Below are 15,797 nucleotides of genomic sequence, written 5' to 3'. Positions count from 1 at the left end.
CACATCAATGTCGCCAAAACACTTCCGGGCTCGACGCCCAGTTCATCACGTAGAGCGTTGGCGAGCCGCGCAGCGCGGTTACCGATCTCGGCGAACGTGCGGCGGTGCGGCTCCGCTTCGCCGGTCCAGGTGGTCACGGTCGACTGCCCGTGGATGGTGCGGCCGTGTTCGAGGATCCGGCTGATCAAAAGCGGAACGTCCTGCATGGTGCTCTGCACAGTGCCTCCCGGTAGGCATCGCGACGGCGCGACGGTGGGAAGATTCTGCGCACGTACCACTCGGTATGTCACTACCTGGCGGTAGCTCTCTTCGGGGCCGGCCAAGGGTCAGGCTCCCACAGAGGGTGAACCTCGATCACGTGGTTCTCCGGACCGGGCCCATTGCGCTTGATGGCCACGCGGCGAATCAGCTGCCGGTACACCATGTTGATGTCGCCATCATCGAAGGACTTCCACTCTTTGAGTAGCCCCCGGGCGATCGTTATGAGCTTTTCCCGTTCCGGCAGGGGCTCCGTTTCCGGGGTGCTGTCGAGTAGTGCCTGCGCCTCGGCTCGCTTCTTCCGGATGAGGTCGGCGGTCTCCTCGTACTCCCCGGGGCCAAAGTCCTCCGGGTTCGCGGCGCGTTCTGCTCGGAGCCTGGCGAGGGCCTGGCGCTGCTTGTCGACTTCGGCTTGTGCGCGCGCTCGCGCTGCAAGATTCTTCGCGGCCTCCCTACCGGGGTCCCGTTGCTGTGCGGGCGTGTGAGTCTGCGGCGCGGTGTCGATGCCGTCTGAGGCTTCGCGGGTGAGCCACCCCTTTACTTCCTCCTCGACGATCTTCCGCTCGATGAGGATGCCCTCACAGGCCGTCGCACCCGACTTGGCTCGGATGCTGCACCGGAAGGAGAAACCCGCGACGTTCTTTCCTTCTCGGCGGCCGGTGTTCATGCTGGTGCCCAGCTTGCAGCCGCAGCACTTCACGAGACTGGTGAGTTGGTAGATGCCGACCCGGGAGCGCGGTGTCGTCTCCTTGACGTGCTTGCGGCGCTGTAGGTACGCCTCCCAGAGATCGAACTCGATCAGTTCCTCTTGGGCGCCTTGGATGTAGACGTGGTTCTTGCACGTCCCATCGGTCTTGCGGCACCTGCACTCGGGGTTGTGGACCGTGAGGAGTCCGGCGGCAAAACCGCTGTCCATGTAGCGGCTGAGGGTGTCGGCCTGCCACATGCGGCCCTGCGTGGTCCGGTGGCCTTCGACGTTGAGCCGGCCGGACAGCTTGCTGAATCCGTCGCCGTCGACGTAGGCGCGGTACAGGTCGGCGACCGCGGGGCCTACGGCCTCGTCGGGCTCGTACCTCTCCTCTTGGAGAGTCCCGGTGGTGGGGTCGTAGCGGCGGTGCCAGATGTACCCGAAGCGCTTGCGTCCCTGGGCGGGCAACTTGAGCTTGTAGCGGCGGTGGTCGTGGGTCTCACGCCATTGCTCTCCGGCGCGGTCGCTCTCGAATGCCGAGAACTCCAGGATCATGCCGCGTTGGAACCGGCCGATCGCCGTTGATGCGTCGATAGGTTCGGTGGCGGATTCGAGGTCCCCGCCGGCCTGCTGGAGTCGCGCCAAGTTGATGGCGTTGCCGGTGCGGTCGCGGCCGAATCGGGAGTACCGCCAGACGGCTACGCCCCGTGCCTCGCCGGCCTCGACGCGCTCGATGCACGCCATGATCTTGCGCTTGAAATGGCGGCCGGAGACGTCGAGGTCTTCAATCCACCCGATGATGCGCCGGCCGGTGCGCCGGGCCCACTGGCTGATTGCGTCCCGCTGGAGTTCGGGACTGATCTTCTCCTCTTTCCACGTGCTGACGCGGATGTAGGCGAGCCAGGGCTCTCCGTCCTCGTCGTCGGCACCGCGGAATGTTGCTGGTATTGCAGTTTCGATCACTGCGGCTTCCCCTTGGTGTGTCCCTCGGCGGCCTGCTGCGAGGGAACTGCGGACAGATGGGCTGTGGCGTCCTGTGCGGTGGCGCCCTGGCCGTTGCTGTCCGGGTCGGGGGTAAGCAGCCCGTGTGCCGCGTGGGTGAGTCCAAGCCGGTAGCCCTCTCGACGGTGGGAGTTGGCCGTGGCGGCGGCCTGCTGCCGTGCGCGGATGCTGCGGATGATGGTCACGGCCGCGAGGGTGCCGAACGCCAGCCTTACCGCCGTGCACGCGCGCCCGGGGCGCGGGTTGCTGGTCGCGCCTTGCACGACCAGGGCGGCACTCGCCAGGAGCGTTGCCCCGGCTGCGGTGGTGGTGATTCGTTCGCGGGTGATCATCATTGCGGTGATGCCTTCCTGTGGTGCTAGCCGCTGGCGCGGTCGCGCGGTGTGCTGGTGTCGCTGCCAGATGCCTCTATCAGGCGCAGCCCTTGAACCATGCGCTCGAAGGTCTGGCGGCCTTCGGGGCTGGTGATGCCGAGTTCTTCCGCCGCGCGCTCCGTACTAATGGGGGTGGGGTCGAGGCGGGCTTCGTGGATGTCGTCGAGGTCTGATTGATGGAGTACGGATGCCCGTACCAAGACCTCAATGAGGGGGATGTTCAGGGCCTTGGCGATGGGTTCGAGAGTTCGAATGTCCGGGGGCCCGCCAACGCCGCGAAGGATCCGGGACAAATTGCCCCCCGGCATCCCCACGTCCTTAGCGAATCGCCCTTGCGAGCCCACCCCGGTGTAACCCCGTCGCTCCATCATCGTTCTGAGCCAGGCCGCGAACGTTGCAGGCGTGTGCTGGATCGGCCGATCTTGAGTCATGCGTGAAATGTATCGCGCGTGAAAGGCAAGCACGACAAAAACTCGGCATGAGCATAGCCCGGTCCCTCCCCACCCCTCGTTCGGCGCCTAGACGCCCCAAGGAACGCTTTCGAACGTCCTTTCGATGGCAGTCTACGGCGGGCGGTCTCACCTGTCACCTGCGTAACAGACGTCGCACGCTCCGCAACCAAGAACACCCCTACTGACCAGTTACGTCCAGTTCTGGCGAGGTTGTTCGAAACCGAACTGTTGCACTCCTAATTTGTTTCACGGGTGACACAGCAGTGCTATGTTTCATCCATGGCTCGAACAGAACGAGTTCAAGCCAGGGAAGGAACAGTCATGTCTTTCGCGTCTGACGCCCTGATCTACGCCGCGAGCGCCCGGGGCGACCACACCCCCGCAGCCATGGCCGAGCGCATGGGCGTGCCGTACCTGTCGGTCTACCGGTGGGTCACCGGCCGGAACGCGCCCGGCCCTGCCGGGCTCGCCGCCATCGAGCGGACCTACGGCCTGACCTCCGCCGCGCTGCTCACCGGGCGGGCCGCCGCATGAGTGAGCCGCTGCTGACCCGCGAACAGTGCTTCATCAACGCGCGCCGGGCCCTCGACGCCGCCCGCGAACGCCGGGACCGCGCCCGCGCCGCCGGCCTGCTCGACCCCGCCAAGGAACTCGTCCTGCGGCGGATCGAGCGCGAGATACGCGCCGAGCAGGCCGCCGCCCAGGCCGCCGCCGTCGACCGCGCCGCCTGAAATGCCGAAGGGCCGCCCCGGTCACGACCCGGAACGGCCCCGCACACGCCCACCACAGGAAGCAAGAGACGTGTCCCCCGACGCTACCCCGCGCCGCCCGATGATCGCCGCCCAGCTCACCGCAGACGGCACCGCCGTCCGCTGGCCGATCGCCGAGCGCATCGCCCCCCTGATCGACGATCTCGCCCTCGCCTACGCCGAGGACCCCGACGGAATCGGCCGGCTGCTCGCCGACCACGCCGTCCACGTGATGCGCCTCGACTTCGCCCAGTGCTCCGAGGACATGCCGGAGTACGAGCGGTGCATCCGCGCCGCCCAGGCCGACGGCACCCGCGACGCCCTGCTCGACGAGATGCCCAGCGCCCCCCAGGTCGACGCCCTGCTCACCCCGGACGACGCGATCACGTACGCCACCCGCCTTACGAAGCTCGCCGCCCGTACCCGCCTCGCCAAGAACAGGAACCCGCGCCCGTGACCGTCACCACCCTGCCCACCCCGCTCACCGACCCGCGCGTCTCGCCGGAACTCGCCGCGCGCCTGATCGAGGCCGTCACCGGCGCCCCGGCCGCATTGCCCGCCCCCGCGCCCACGACCTACGAGCCCGCCCCCGAAGGCGCCCCGGCCGACGCACCGCGGATCTTCGCTGCGATCAACGCCGTCATGCGGGACACCATGCCCGTGGGGAAGAACCAGCGGAACGAGCAGCAGAACTACAAGTTCCGAGGCATCGATGACGTCATGTCGGCCATGGCCGGGCCGCTCCGCTCGCACGGCGTGTTCATCCTGCCGACGATCGCCGGGCAGCAGCAGGTACGCGACGGGAAGATGACCCGGACCACGATCACCATGCGGTACCGGGTCTACGGCCCGGCGGGTGACTGCCTGATAGCCGAAGTCCCGGGCGAGGCCAGTGACTTCGCGGACAAGTCCACGAACAAAGCTCAAAGCGCAGCCTTGAAATACTTGCTCTTCACCCTGTTCATGCTGCCCGTCGACGGGCGCAGCATCGACGACGGCGACCGCAACCACCCTGTACAGCCGACGCCCGAGCACCGCGCCGAGTACGCCCAGCAGCAGCAGCGCCAGCAGCAGCGCAAGGGGCGTCAGCAGCAGCCGCAGCAGCAGGTACGCCGCAGCGACCGCGCCGAGCCCGGTCCCTGGGAGCAGCAGCAGCCCGCCCCGGCACCGGCCCAGCAGGCACCGCCGCGCCGCGACTACCTCGCCGAGGCTACGGCCGCGCCGACCCCGGCCGCATTCGCCAAGGTGCGCGCCGCCGCCGTCGAGGCCGGAGCGCCCGCCGACTACCTCGCCCGCCTCGACGCCGTCGCCGCGCAGAAGCGCGCCAAGGCCACCCCGGCCCCCGCGCCGGCCGCGACCGGCGAGGAGGACCAGGAGCACGCCGCCGCACTCGGCGAGATGTACGACGCGGCCAAGTCCGCCGGTCTCGACCGGGCCGAGGCCGACCAGGCGTTCACCGCCCGGCACCAGGTCCAGCCGGCCGCCGCGACGCCCGCCCAGTTGCGCGAGCAGCGCGACGACCTGCTCGACGCGGTGAGGGGAGCGGGGGCATGAGCGAGCAGTCCGTCGCCAAGACCGACCCGGCCGCCCCGACGCTGCGCGAACTCGCGCTCGAAGAGGCAGCGCTCGACCTGCTCGCCGCCCGGGTGGCGACCGCCAAGAAGGACGTCCGCGCCCGGATGCAAGCGGCCCTCGACGTCGCCGCACGACGCGACGGGGTCGAGCGGGTCGTCGCCACCCTGCCCGACGGCGAGACCGTCGCAACGATCTCCCTTCGGGCGGGTGCGACCGGCCCGGTCGTCACCGACGAGGAAGCCCTCGCCCGCTGGCTCCGGCAGACCTACCCGGACCAGGACTGGACGACAACACGCGTTGTCCGCGAGGTCCGCCCGTGGAAGCTCGGCGAGCTGATCGCCCAGATGGAAGCCGCCCAGGCCGCGCAGATCGTCGACCCGGACACGGGCGAGGTCCACGACGTTCCCGGGGTCCGGATCAAGCCCGTGCGCGCCCGTACGCACTCCCTGGTGTGGAAGAAGACCGGGAAGGCCGCGGTGGGCCAGGCGTGGCGTTCCGGCGCCCTCACCCGCTACATGACCGCCCTTACCGCCGCGCCCGAGGAGGCGACCCCGTGACCACCGCCGCCCTCGACCGGGCCGCCCGGCTGCTCAACTCCCCGCCGGCCCCGGCCGTCCCCGGACAGCTCACCGTCGACGCCGCCCCCGATGGACTGGCCGCAGCGTTCGAGGCACGTAGCCGCGCCGGGGACCGGGGACACCGCGTGTGGATTGCCGGAGTCAACAGCCGTGGTGTCGGACGCTTCCAGTTCGCCGGGAAGGCGTACACGGCTCATCAGGCCGCGTTCATCGTCCGTACGGGCCGCGCGCCCGTCGGGCAGGTGCGGCCGTCGTGTGACCGGCCCGGGTGCTGCGAGCCGTCCCACGTGGACGACCAGGTGACCCGCCAGCGCGACCGGGCCGCCCTCGCCAGCATCACGGGCGTGCAGCACCGTGCGCCATCGTGCGGCCACGACCAGGCCGTACACGGTCGCCACCGGGCCGACGGGCGCCGCTACTGCGATGCCTGCAACAGCCGGGCGAAGAAGCCGACGCGCTGCGAGCACGGGAATCCGCAGTGCGCCGCAGAAACGGTCCGCCCCTACCCCTGCGGGTGGCGGTGCGACGAGCACCAGCCCGCCATCACCCGCCCGTACTGACTCCCGCGCCCCTTCCCGGGGTGAGGCCAGCGCCCGCGCCCCTCACCCCGGGTGCCCCACCCGAAGGAGCTCCACCCGTGACCCTCGACGCTCAGGCTTGGGTGTGGAATCACAGCCGTACGCGCGGGAACGCACGAGTTCTCATGCTCGCCCTGGGCGACGCCACGACCGACGACACGGCCCGCGTACGCATGGGCATGACCGAGATGGTCCGGCGCGTCAACGTCGCCCGCTCGACCGTTCAGGCCGCCCTGACCACCGCCCTCAAGTCGGGCGAGCTGGTCGTCGACGAGCCCGCCGCCGGGAGCCGCGCCGCCCGGTACGTGATTCCCGGAGCCGTCGGATACCGACGCTCTACCGGCCCGAATTCCGAGCCCCAAACGGCCGAAGCCCAGGAGCCCGAATCCCGGGCCCCTAACAGCTACCAGCCCGATTCCCGGGCCCCTAAGACCCCCGCCACCAGCCCGGAACCCGGGCCCCTAGCCCAAGACCCCGCAGACGCTTTGTGGTCCGAGAACCGGGCCCCTACCGGCCCGAATTCCGGGCCCCATCACTCACCCATAGGAAGAGTGAATGAAGGAGTGAAGGAGGGAGGCGCGCCCAGCAGCGTGCCCCCGGAGTTCGCCCGCGAGCTGGTCGCCAAGATCACCGCCGCCGAGGTCTACCCCGCGTGGAACCTCACCCCGAACGAATGGCTCCAGGTCGACGCCCTGCTCAAGCGCTCCGGGGTCGACATGCTCGCCACCGTCGCCGTCAAGGCCGCCACCAAGCGCGACATCAGCCACGCCCGCTACTTCCTGCGCGCATGGCTCAACCTCGCGCCGGCCGCAGCACCCGGCACCGTCCCGCCGCCCAGGACCGGAGCCGACGTCATCCCCCTCGCCGACCGCGCGCCCCGCCGCAGCCGCGCCCAGACCGCCGCCGCCATGTTCGCCACCGCCGCCGGAATCACCCCCCAGGAGCACCAGCGATGAACCGCACCGAAACCGCCGCCCTGCTCGCCTACGCCGTCAGCCTCGACCCCCGCCTCACCCCCGAGGACCAGGCCGCCGCCGAGGACCGCCTCGACCAGTGGGCCGAACTCCTGGTCAACGTCCCCGCGACCGCCCCGCACCCCGACGGCCGCGACTGGAACGCCGCCGCCGTCGTCCACCACCACATATCCACCAGCCCCTACCGCATCCAGCCCAGCGACATAGGCGCCCCCTGGCAGAAGTTCAAGGCCGACGCCATCGGCCGGCACACCGACCCCGTCCCGCCCGTCGACCCCAACGACGCCAGGGCGTACCGGGCCGCCCTCGCAGGTACCCGGCAGGCCGTTGCCACCGGACAGGCCACCCCCGCCGTGTACCGCGAACTCACCGGAGGCAGCACCCGTGACGCCCGCGACGAGTTCGCCGCCGCCCGCCTCGCCGCCATCGAGGGACACGTCGGGAACAACTACGTACCGCGCGAGGTCGCCGACAAGCTCACCCCATGGCGACGGACCCGGGCCCAGCGCGAACGCCTCGCCGCCGCCGGACAGCCCGACCCGCTGAACATCCGGTGCCCGTGGGACCCGTGCCGGGCCGCCGCCGGACAGCCGTGCCAGCAGGGCAGCAAGCGGCGCACCGATCGGGCCGTTCCGCACCCCGCCCGCGTCGAGGCCGCGCACGTCCAGCACTACGCGCAGGGGGCCGCGTGAACCGCGCACCCAGCCCGCAGCCGGCGCCCGACGAGGACCCCGACGACGAGCCCAACCCGTACGCGCGACTCATGACCCAGGGCCCGACCGCAGCGGACCACCGCGGCCGTCTCAGGGGCCGCCACGTCGTCAACGGACGCGGGATCCGCTAGCCCCGCCCAGCCCGGAAAAAGCGCACACCCATACCCATCACGGATCACCTATGATCCGAAAGCCTCTTGTTTCACTCACGATCGAAAGCAGGCACTTTCGTGTCAGGCGAGACCCTTATCACCGTCGTCGGCAACCTGGTCGACGAGCCGGAATTGAAGTTCACGCCCGGGGGCGCCGCCGTCGCCCGGTTCCGCATCGCATCCACCCCGCGCACCTTCGACCGCCAGACCAACGAATGGAAGGACGGGGAATCCCTCTTCCTGACCTGCTCGGTATGGCGCCAGGCCGCCGAGAACGTCGCCGGAAGCCTCGCCCGAGGAACCCGCGTCATCGTGCACGGTCGACTCAAGCAGCGCACGTACGACGACCGCGAAGGCGTCAAGCGGACCGTGTTCGAGCTGGACGTCGAGGACGTCGGCCCCAGCCTCAAGAACGCCACCGCCACCGTCACCAAGACCGGCGCCAGCAACAACGCCCAGGCCCGCCAGCAGCCCCACAACGGCGGATACGGCCAGCAGCCCGCGCACGACCCATGGGCCAGCCAGACAGGCGCAGAACCCCCCTTCTAGCCCCCGCCGCGACCGGTCCGCGCGACCGGTCGCGGCCCGCCCCGCGCGCGGGTGGCGCCCTGGTGTTCATCGCGTCCGTGCTAACCGACACCCCGCACACCCACCGTCCCGACCCCGGACAGGAGCAGCACCCCCTTGACTCGCACACCCCTCGCCGCCGCCCCGCTCGACACCCACCGCCTGATCATCACCGTGCCGAACGACGGCCGCCCCGAAGTCCGCTCGAACCTGCCGCGCGCCACCGTCGCCGCCCTGCTGCGCCACCTCGCCGACGAACTGACCGACGAGCAGCCCCTCGCCGCGCTCCCGGGGGAGGCATACGCGATGCTCACCACCCAACTCAGCCGGCCCCACCGCGCCACCCAGGCCGCGCGAATCGCCGCCGACGCCCTCGCCCACCACACTCGCGAACTTGCGAACATGCTCGACGCCGCCCTCGCGCCCGACCGCCCGGCCGCGCCCTCGATAGGCCGGCACCTGGTCTCGATGCTGCGCAGCCACGCGGTCCGCCTCGACAGCCCGCCCCGGACCGCAGTCGACGACGTCCTCGACCTCGCCGCCGTCCGCCTCGCCCGCCGGGCGCAGCGATGAACGACACCACCGCGCTCACCCTGGCCGCCGCCGTCGCCGCCGTCCCCCTGGCCGTGTGGGCCGCCCGCCTCGCCCCCGCCCGCCGGGCACGGGCCCGCGCCGACCGCGACCTGTTCCGCCTCACCCGCGCCCAGTGCAGCAACCCCGCCCAGGGCCCGCCCTGTTCGACGACCGGCCACCGCGCCGAAGGGATCAGCCAGTGAGCCGCCGCACCATGGCCGAGCGCCGCAGGAGCGCCGCCGACCGCGACGCCCGCCGCCAGTCCCTCGACGTCCTGCTCGACCGGGCGCAGCGAGGCGTACCCCTCAGCGCCGCCGAGGCCGCCCTACTGCGCGCACACGTCACCGCGGAACTGACCGAGGCCGACGAACTGCGCCGCACCGTCGCAGGCCAGCAGTCCGCCATGCAGCGCGCCCACGACCGCACCCGCGCCGCCGAGGCCGCCATCGTCGAGGCCGAGCAGCGCGCCGATACAGCCGAGCACACCCTCGCCGCCGCCCGCCCCTGACCGCGCCCCGCCCCACCCCGCCCCACCCCGACCGGCAGAACCAGGAGCCACCCACCATGTCCGCGCCCCCGTTCACGCTCCGCGCCCAGGCCGCGCCGGCCCCCGTGGCGCAGCGAGCCGCCGATGACCTGCTCGCCATCCGCGAGCAGTGGGGCGACCTGCTCGCCGCCATCGCCCGCCCGCCCGCCGCCGAGTGGCCGCCGCGCGACTCCCGCGCGTACATCGACGGGCACCTCGCCGACCAGGCCGACGAGGACGAGCACCAGGCCGACGACGAGCCGACCACCGGGCGCACGCCCTTGACCCTGCGCCAGCACCCCGCCCCGCTGAACCTGACCGCCCTCGACGCCGCCCTCGACGTCGAACGCGACCTGTTCGACCTCGCCGACCAACTCGCCGCCCAGGCACAGCGCCCGGTACGCACAGGCCGCGATCGGCACGGCAGGTTCATCCGCGACGAGGCCGACGCCGCCGACCCCGCCCGCTGGACGTGCGCGTACCACCGCGACGCCGGGCCGGCGGACGCCGTCGGCCACGGGAGCCGGGCGTACGGGCTGCATTGGGCCGCCGTGTGGGTCGAGGGCCGGCTACTGGGCGAGGACGTCGACGGGGACCTGTTCACCGCCGTACCGGCGCGCGTGATCGACGAGGCCGCGGCCGTCGCCTCCCGGGCCCGCCGTACGGTCGAGCGGGCACTCGGCAGGGACGGGCGCACCACCGATCTCCCCGAGCCGTGCCCGTGGTGCGGGGGCACCCTCGCGGCGCGCACCCGGGCAGGGGGCGAGCCACTGGTGATGTGCTCCATCGGCGAGGGGTGTGCGGCGCCGGCCCCGCTCGACCGGGGGCGCCGGATGTGGCGCGGCGCCGACCTGGTCGCCCTGTGGGTCGCCATGTACGCCGCGCGCCAGGAGACCGCAGGACACTGAATCCACCAACCGAAGCCACTTCACAGCATCTTGTGAAGTGGCTTCACTGCTGCTACGGTCGATCTTGTTGGGCTTGCACCCCAGCACCCCCGGGCTTGCACCCCGGACCAGACCACCACCAAGGGAGACACCCCATGGACACTTACGCCCACGGCTACGGCAACACCGGCCACTACGCCCGCCCCGGCACCCACACCAGCTACTGCGGCCGCGAACTCATGCACGAGCCGAACACCCCGATCGCGGCCCGCATCTGCAAGTCGTGCGCCAAGGCCGAGCAGGCCGACCGCGTTGCCGCCGAGGAAGTCGCCGCCGACCGCGCCATCGAGGGGCCCACCCTCGCCGAGCGCGCCGGGGTCCGGTACTGCGAGGTCGGCACCGGCCGCCGCGTCCACTACTCGAACACCGACGACACGCTCTGTGGGCGTCAGGTCAGCGAGTACAACGACGGGCCCACGGGTGGCCAGCAGCTTTGCGCGCGCTGCATCAAGGCCGCCGAGGCCCGCGCCTACGCCCGGTCGCTCGCCGCCGCATCCCCCCTGGCCGCCGCCGCCGTCGAGGTCGCCGAGATCGTCGAGGCCGTCGACCCTCGCGCGTTCCTGCGCGCCGCCGTCCTGAACGAGGGGGGCGAGTGGAACGTCGAGCGCGTCACCGCCCTGTACGAGGCCGCGGGGCTCGACGTCGACCGGAACACCCGTTGGGGCTTCCTGCTGACCCTGTGCGAGGCCGAGGGCCTGCTCGCCCCGTGCGACCAGCGCGGCACCTTTACCGCCATCCCGGCCGCCGAGCCCGAGGCACCCGTCGAGGCCGCGCCGGCCGACGTCGTCCGCGTGGCCGCGCGCGCCTTCCGTCGGGGTGGCAGCACCATCACGGAGACCATCACCACTGTTCACACCAACTGCGCCTGCAAGATCGGCAAGCGGACGCTGATCGGCACCTACTCGACCAAGGCCGACGCCGACCGCGTCGCCGCTGAGACCGCCCGCGACACCGGCCGAGTGTCGACGTTCTGCATTCAGTCCCGGCCGCTGAACACCACGCCCACCGAGGCCGTCGAGGCAATCGCCGAGGAGGCCGCCGCGTTCGACACCGTCGCCCGCGCCGTCGACGCCGTCGAGCACGCCGAGGAGGCCGCCGCCGCCGTCGACACCGTCGAGGAGGCCGAAGCCCTGTACGCCGCCGCCCTGGTCACCGAGGCCGACGCCGACGCGGGCACGTGGCGGGGCGAGTGGATCGGCGAGCAGCAGGCCGCCGACACCCTGTTCGCCGTCGAGGGGCCCGTCGAGCAGGGCGCCTTGTTCAGGGAGGCCGAGCCCGCCGAGCAGCCCGACAAGCTGATCGTCCGCGCACGGTTCGCGCCCGCCGCCGTCGAGCGGGTCAAGGCCAAGGCCGCCGCCGACCGCGCCGCATGGCGTGCCGAGATGGACGCCCGCAAGGCCGCCGAAGCCGCCCGCTACGGGGCGCCCGAGCAGGCCCCGGCCCGTCGTGTCGTCGAGGGCGTGATCGTCAGGCACGCGGGCGCCACCGAGGGCAGCACCCCGCGCAACGCGATGCACCCCCGCGTGATCGCCACCCGCGCGGCCCTGTCCGGACTCGCCGTCGCCCGCCTCACCGACCACCACGACGTCAGCGCGCCGACCCAGGAAGAGCAGGCCGTACGCGGGTACATGGTCGAGCCGCGCGGGGGCCGGCGCGTGGCCGTCTACTGGCTGGAGGCCGGGCGCACCATCCGCCACGACGACCGGTGGCACGGGGCCTCCCTTGACTGCCTCGCCCACCGTCTGACCTCCCGAGGCTGGAGGGTCGAGGACATGCTCACGTCGTCGCATTGCCTCTTTGCCCACCAGCCCGAGTAACCCCTCGACCGCCCGCCCCGCGCCCGTGGGGCGGGCCCCGACCACCACCAGGAGCAGCAGCCATGAGCGACGAGCAGCAGCCCCACCCCGACGAGCAGGGGAACACCGGGCACTACGAACGCGCCGACGCGTCCAAGTTCCCCACCACCGAGCTTGGCCAGCGCGCCGCAGTCGAGGGCATGGCCGCCGCTAAGGGCTGGACGGGGCCGGGCCTGTCCAAGTCCGTACGCGAGCACAACCGGCGCGCAGCCGCCCGCAGCGGGCTGGAGATCGACCGCCCGAGGGCCGACGTACTGCGCGACAAGATGCTCGCCATCTTCGCCGAGATGGAGGAAGCCACCGAGTTGCGCCGCGCGAACCAGGAGGCCGCGCACGGCCTTCGGGAACTCGCCGACCGGTACGCCGAGGCCGAGTCCCACGAGGAGCGCGACGCAATCGCCGAGCAGGCCGGCGCATCGCTCACGCTGGCAGAGGCCGGGCTCATCCGCCGCGTGGCCAAGGCCATGGAACGGGCGCTGCCCGAAATGATCGTCGCCGCCCACGTGGGGGACGGAGAGGACGCCCCCGGCATGGCCGCCCCGGAGATCGCCCGGGAACTGGGGTGCACCTCCCGCCACGCGTACCAGGTGATCCGGGACAACCCATGGGAAGCCCGTTGGGTCCTGTACCGCGCCACAGGTGACGCCCAGTGGGAACCGGTCCACTCCGGCACCGTCCAGACGACCGACACCGCCGCCGAACTCGCCTACCACATCCTCGCGGAACGGGTGGGGGACGACGTGGCCCTCGCCCGCACGGATGTCCGCGTGTGCGTGTGGTGGACCGCCGACGAACTCGACGACGAACCCGACCCCGACGAGGCCCGAGCCACCGACTACCGCGAGGGCGACACCCCGCTCAACCACTGACCCAACCCGCAAACAGACGCGGGCCCGGGGGAACCTTGCACGTTCCGACCGGGCCCGACTCACCAAGGGAGACACCCCATGGCTGACGTCAAGCCTACTAAGGCCCGGCGACAGAACCTGACCGTCCGCCGCGACGCCGACCTCGACGCCGACCTCGCCGTACTCACTCGAACAGGCATGAGCACATCGGAGGCCGTCCGGTACGCCGTCGCGTTCCTCGCCCACGGGTACCGCGACCTGTGGGCGAGCGGCCGGTACCCGGAGGGCGTTGCACCACAGCGCATCGGGATGCGGACCGATCTGCACGACCGCCCGCACGCTGCTGACCTGCGCGTAGTGCGGCCCGCCGCCCAGGGCACCACAGCCAGCACGCCCCGGCCGGGCGCAGTAGGGGCCGCGTAGTGCGCTCGGCACATCAGCGTACGACCGGTCGCCGCCCTACTCGCGCGCCCGCACAACACCCACTTGCGCCGTGACCTTTCCGTGACCTAAAGTTCGAGGCGACCCCGGCATGCCCGGAAACAGTCGCTCCACACCAGCGCCCCGCCATCCCCCCGGCGGGGCGCTTTTGTATGCCCCCCTGCGGGCCCCTGGCCGGGCAGGAGGTGAGCCCCATGGCGCGCCCCATCACCGACAAGGACCGCACGGACGTCCGCCGCCTCCACGGCCAGGGCATGAGCCGCAACGACATCGCACGGAAGATCAGCCGCTCCCCCTCGACCGTGTCCAAGATCGCCGCGAATCTCGACCCGCCGCTCACCTTCGACCGCGCCGCCGAAGTCGAGACCGCCACCCGCGTCCGCCGCGCAGACCTCGCCGCGCGCCGCGCCGAACTCGCCATCACGCTGCAAGACGTCGCCGAACGGGAGGTCGGCCGGATGACGCAGCCCCATCTGTACTTCGAGTGGGGCGGCAAGGACCACACCTACGACGAGAAGTGGCAGCCCGAGCCGACCCCCGCGGATCGCCGCACGATGATGGCGACCGCCGGGGCCGCCCTCGACCGCTCCCTCAAGTTGGCGCCGCCCCGCGAGGAGGCCGGCGAGCAGTCCCGTTCGGTCATCGGCCGACTCATGGACGGACTTGCCCGGAACTACGCCGAGCGCCACGCCAGCGAGGCCGCCGACGATGCGGACTGACCTTGCCCTGTCCACCAAGCAGATCGACAGCATCATCGAGGCCGAAGCCTTCCTGAACGTCTGGGAAGGCAGCGTTCGTTCCGGAAAGACGATCGCCAGTCTCCTGCGGTGGCTGGGGTACGTCGCCGACCCGCCCACGGGCGGGGAACTGGTCATGGTCGGCCGCACGCGTGACAGCCTCGCCCGCAACGTTTTCGGTCCGCTCACGAACCCCGATGTGTTCGGCGATCTCGCCCAGGACATCCACTACACCAGCGGTGCACCCACGGCGACCGTCATGGGGCGCACCGTTCACGCCCTGGGCGCCAACGACGCCCAGGCCGAGCCGAAGGTACGAGGACTCACCTGCGCGGGCGCGTACGCCGACGAGCTGACGACGCTCCCCAAATCGTTCGTCGACCAGCTCACCGCCCGATGCTCCGTCCCCGGATCCAAGATCTTCGGGACGACCAACCCCGACAACCCCGCGCACTGGCTCAGGCGCGACTACCTACTCAGACCACGCGAGACCCGCCTCAGGTCGTGGCATTTCCAGCTTGACGACAATCCGGGCCTCGACGACGAGTACAAGGCCCGCATCAAGTCGACGCACACCGGCTTGTTCTACAAGCGCAACGTCTTGGGTCTTTGGGTCCAGGCCGAGGGCGCCATCTACGACATGTGGGATGAAGACGAGCACGTCGTCGACACCCTGCCGGAGATGCGCCGCCACTGGATCGGCATCGACTACGGCACCGTCAACGCCACCAGCGCAATCCTGCTCGGCGAGGGCGTCGACGGGGTCCTGTACGTGTGTGCCGAGTGGCGCTACGACTCCCGCGCGGCGCGCCGCCAGATGACCGATGCCCAGTACTCCGCCGCCCTGCGTAAGTGGGTCGCGGACCTGGGCGTACGGCCCGAGTGGACGTTCTGCGACCCCAGCGCGGCGAGCTTCATCACGCAGCTGTGGGCCGACTCCTACGAAGGCATCGCCCGCGCCTCGAACGAGGTCGTGAACGGCATCCGGTCCGTGGCTTCCCTGCTCGGCGCCGGCCTACTGCGCGTGCACCGCTCGTGCGAGGGGCTGCTCGACGAGCTGCCCGGTTACGTGTGGGACGAGGCCGCCGCGGCCCTAGGTGAAGACAAGCCCGTGAAGAAGAACGACCACTCCTGTGACGCCCTGCGCTACGTCGTCCACTCGACCGCCCATGAGTGGCGTCACAAACTCACCGCACCGCCCTAGGAATC

The 15,797-nt window shown here is 71.3% G+C and carries 22 protein-coding genes and 1 pseudogene; 19 read left to right on the top strand and 4 right to left on the bottom strand.

The genetic code is table 11. The features are described from left to right. From ABZY44_RS27780 to ABZY44_RS27765, 4 genes and pseudogenes are all read right to left on the bottom strand, one after another. Nucleotides 1–218 (bottom strand): annotated as a pseudogene (locus tag ABZY44_RS27780) (fatty acid--CoA ligase); the annotation flags it as partial. A 71-nt stretch (nt 219–289) separates the two neighbouring features. Next, nucleotides 290–1,909: a recombinase family protein gene (locus ABZY44_RS27775; protein WP_356658438.1), complete on the bottom strand. Its 1,620-nt coding sequence runs from the start codon at nt 1,907–1,909 to the stop codon at nt 290–292. Next, nucleotides 1,906–2,283 carry a hypothetical protein gene (locus tag ABZY44_RS27770; RefSeq protein ID WP_356658436.1) on the bottom strand — a complete coding sequence of 126 codons (378 nt, stop codon included), beginning with the start codon at nt 2,281–2,283 and terminating at the stop codon, nt 1,906–1,908. Before ABZY44_RS27770 ends, ABZY44_RS27775 begins: the two co-directional genes overlap by 4 nt. Before the next feature lie 23 nt (nt 2,284–2,306). After that, entirely contained in the window at nt 2,307–2,753 is a 447-nt protein-coding gene (locus ABZY44_RS27765; protein WP_356658434.1) for a helix-turn-helix domain-containing protein, read from the bottom strand. A gap of 342 nt (nt 2,754–3,095) precedes the next feature. Here ABZY44_RS27765 and ABZY44_RS27760 point away from each other — a divergent pair, with 342 nt between their 5' ends. The 19 genes from ABZY44_RS27760 to ABZY44_RS27670 all read left to right on the top strand — a co-directional run bounded on the left by ABZY44_RS27760 (nt 3,096) and on the right by ABZY44_RS27670 (nt 15,792). Further along, nucleotides 3,096–3,308: a helix-turn-helix transcriptional regulator gene (locus ABZY44_RS27760; RefSeq protein ID WP_356658432.1), complete on the top strand. Its 213-nt coding sequence runs from the start codon at nt 3,096–3,098 to the stop codon at nt 3,306–3,308. Next, nucleotides 3,305–3,505, top strand: coding sequence for a hypothetical protein (locus ABZY44_RS27755; RefSeq protein WP_356658430.1), 201 nt, complete (start codon nt 3,305–3,307; stop codon nt 3,503–3,505). Before ABZY44_RS27760 ends, ABZY44_RS27755 begins: the two co-directional genes overlap by 4 nt. A 70-nt stretch (nt 3,506–3,575) precedes the next feature. Then, nucleotides 3,576–3,980, top strand: a complete 405-nt coding sequence (locus ABZY44_RS27750; protein ID WP_356658428.1) for a hypothetical protein — start codon at nt 3,576–3,578, stop codon at nt 3,978–3,980. Next, a complete protein-coding gene (locus ABZY44_RS27745; RefSeq protein ID WP_356658426.1) occupies nt 3,977–5,077 on the top strand; it encodes an ERF family protein in 1,101 nt (366 codons plus the stop codon). The genes ABZY44_RS27750 and ABZY44_RS27745 overlap by 4 nt, the downstream gene beginning before the upstream one ends. Further along, entirely contained in the window at nt 5,074–5,655 is a 582-nt protein-coding gene (locus tag ABZY44_RS27740; RefSeq protein ID WP_356658424.1) for a hypothetical protein, read from the top strand. Before ABZY44_RS27745 ends, ABZY44_RS27740 begins: the two co-directional genes overlap by 4 nt. Beyond that, entirely contained in the window at nt 5,652–6,236 is a 585-nt protein-coding gene (locus ABZY44_RS27735; protein ID WP_356658422.1) for a hypothetical protein, read from the top strand. Before ABZY44_RS27740 ends, ABZY44_RS27735 begins: the two co-directional genes overlap by 4 nt. 569 nt (nt 6,237–6,805) lie before the next feature. Then, the gene (locus ABZY44_RS27730) at nt 6,806–7,210 is read left to right on the top strand and encodes a hypothetical protein (RefSeq protein ID WP_356658420.1); all 405 of its coding nucleotides are present in this window, start codon (nt 6,806–6,808) and stop codon (nt 7,208–7,210) included. Beyond that, nucleotides 7,207–7,920 carry a cell surface glycoprotein gene (locus ABZY44_RS27725; RefSeq protein ID WP_356658418.1) on the top strand — a complete coding sequence of 238 codons (714 nt, stop codon included), beginning with the start codon at nt 7,207–7,209 and terminating at the stop codon, nt 7,918–7,920. Before ABZY44_RS27730 ends, ABZY44_RS27725 begins: the two co-directional genes overlap by 4 nt. Then, nucleotides 7,917–8,072: a hypothetical protein gene (locus tag ABZY44_RS27720; RefSeq protein ID WP_356658416.1), complete on the top strand. Its 156-nt coding sequence runs from the start codon at nt 7,917–7,919 to the stop codon at nt 8,070–8,072. The genes ABZY44_RS27725 and ABZY44_RS27720 overlap by 4 nt, the downstream gene beginning before the upstream one ends. A gap of 99 nt (nt 8,073–8,171) precedes the next feature. Then, nucleotides 8,172–8,642, top strand: a complete 471-nt coding sequence (locus tag ABZY44_RS27715; protein ID WP_356658414.1) for a single-stranded DNA-binding protein — start codon at nt 8,172–8,174, stop codon at nt 8,640–8,642. Nucleotides 8,643–8,777: 135 nt separating this feature from the next. Next, nucleotides 8,778–9,233, top strand: a complete 456-nt coding sequence (locus ABZY44_RS27710; RefSeq protein ID WP_356658412.1) for a hypothetical protein — start codon at nt 8,778–8,780, stop codon at nt 9,231–9,233. Continuing rightward, nucleotides 9,230–9,436, top strand: coding sequence for a hypothetical protein (locus tag ABZY44_RS27705; protein WP_356658410.1), 207 nt, complete (start codon nt 9,230–9,232; stop codon nt 9,434–9,436). Before ABZY44_RS27710 ends, ABZY44_RS27705 begins: the two co-directional genes overlap by 4 nt. Beyond that, a complete protein-coding gene (locus tag ABZY44_RS27700; RefSeq protein WP_356658408.1) occupies nt 9,433–9,741 on the top strand; it encodes a hypothetical protein in 309 nt (102 codons plus the stop codon). The genes ABZY44_RS27705 and ABZY44_RS27700 overlap by 4 nt, the downstream gene beginning before the upstream one ends. Nucleotides 9,742–9,797: 56 nt before the next feature. Then, entirely contained in the window at nt 9,798–10,667 is an 870-nt protein-coding gene (locus ABZY44_RS27695) for a hypothetical protein (protein WP_356658406.1), read from the top strand. A gap of 134 nt (nt 10,668–10,801) precedes the next feature. Continuing rightward, complete coding sequence (locus ABZY44_RS27690; RefSeq protein WP_356658404.1) at nt 10,802–12,523, top strand: hypothetical protein; 1,722 nt, start codon at nt 10,802–10,804, stop codon at nt 12,521–12,523. 62 nt (nt 12,524–12,585) lie between these two features. After that, complete coding sequence (locus ABZY44_RS27685) at nt 12,586–13,431, top strand: hypothetical protein (protein ID WP_356658402.1); 846 nt, start codon at nt 12,586–12,588, stop codon at nt 13,429–13,431. A 78-nt stretch (nt 13,432–13,509) separates the two neighbouring features. Continuing rightward, nucleotides 13,510–13,833: a hypothetical protein gene (locus tag ABZY44_RS27680; protein ID WP_356658400.1), complete on the top strand. Its 324-nt coding sequence runs from the start codon at nt 13,510–13,512 to the stop codon at nt 13,831–13,833. Nucleotides 13,834–14,045: 212 nt separating this feature from the next. Then, nucleotides 14,046–14,570, top strand: coding sequence for a helix-turn-helix domain-containing protein (locus ABZY44_RS27675; protein ID WP_356658398.1), 525 nt, complete (start codon nt 14,046–14,048; stop codon nt 14,568–14,570). After that, complete coding sequence (locus ABZY44_RS27670) at nt 14,560–15,792, top strand: PBSX family phage terminase large subunit (protein WP_356658396.1); 1,233 nt, start codon at nt 14,560–14,562, stop codon at nt 15,790–15,792. Before ABZY44_RS27675 ends, ABZY44_RS27670 begins: the two co-directional genes overlap by 11 nt. The last annotated feature ends 5 nt before the right edge of the window (nt 15,793–15,797 follow it).

Origin of the sequence: Streptomyces sp. NPDC006544 (assembly GCF_040611715.1) — a bacterium.
In the GTDB taxonomy this organism is placed as follows: Bacteria; Actinomycetota; Actinomycetes; order Streptomycetales; family Streptomycetaceae; genus Streptomyces.
This window is presented reverse-complemented; position numbering and strand designations above follow the sequence as displayed.

Excerpts from the sequence above, each read along its gene's own strand:
- ABZY44_RS27770 (WP_356658436.1), bottom strand. The coding sequence starts at position 2,283 with ATGATGATCACCCGCGAACGAATCACCACCACCGCAGCCGGGGCAACG.
- ABZY44_RS27765 (WP_356658434.1), bottom strand. The coding sequence starts at position 2,753 with ATGACTCAAGATCGGCCGATCCAGCACACGCCTGCAACGTTCGCGGCC.
- ABZY44_RS27760 (WP_356658432.1), top strand. The coding sequence starts at position 3,096 with ATGTCTTTCGCGTCTGACGCCCTGATCTACGCCGCGAGCGCCCGGGGC.
- ABZY44_RS27755 (WP_356658430.1), top strand. The coding sequence starts at position 3,305 with ATGAGTGAGCCGCTGCTGACCCGCGAACAGTGCTTCATCAACGCGCGC.
- ABZY44_RS27740 (WP_356658424.1), top strand. The coding sequence starts at position 5,074 with ATGAGCGAGCAGTCCGTCGCCAAGACCGACCCGGCCGCCCCGACGCTG.
- ABZY44_RS27725 (WP_356658418.1), top strand. The coding sequence starts at position 7,207 with ATGAACCGCACCGAAACCGCCGCCCTGCTCGCCTACGCCGTCAGCCTC.
- ABZY44_RS27705 (WP_356658410.1), top strand. The coding sequence starts at position 9,230 with ATGAACGACACCACCGCGCTCACCCTGGCCGCCGCCGTCGCCGCCGTC.
- ABZY44_RS27695 (WP_356658406.1), top strand. The coding sequence starts at position 9,798 with ATGTCCGCGCCCCCGTTCACGCTCCGCGCCCAGGCCGCGCCGGCCCCC.
- ABZY44_RS27690 (WP_356658404.1), top strand. The coding sequence starts at position 10,802 with ATGGACACTTACGCCCACGGCTACGGCAACACCGGCCACTACGCCCGC.
- ABZY44_RS27685 (WP_356658402.1), top strand. The coding sequence starts at position 12,586 with ATGAGCGACGAGCAGCAGCCCCACCCCGACGAGCAGGGGAACACCGGG.
- ABZY44_RS27680 (WP_356658400.1), top strand. The coding sequence starts at position 13,510 with ATGGCTGACGTCAAGCCTACTAAGGCCCGGCGACAGAACCTGACCGTC.
- ABZY44_RS27675 (WP_356658398.1), top strand. The coding sequence starts at position 14,046 with ATGGCGCGCCCCATCACCGACAAGGACCGCACGGACGTCCGCCGCCTC.
- ABZY44_RS27670 (WP_356658396.1), top strand. The coding sequence starts at position 14,560 with ATGCGGACTGACCTTGCCCTGTCCACCAAGCAGATCGACAGCATCATC.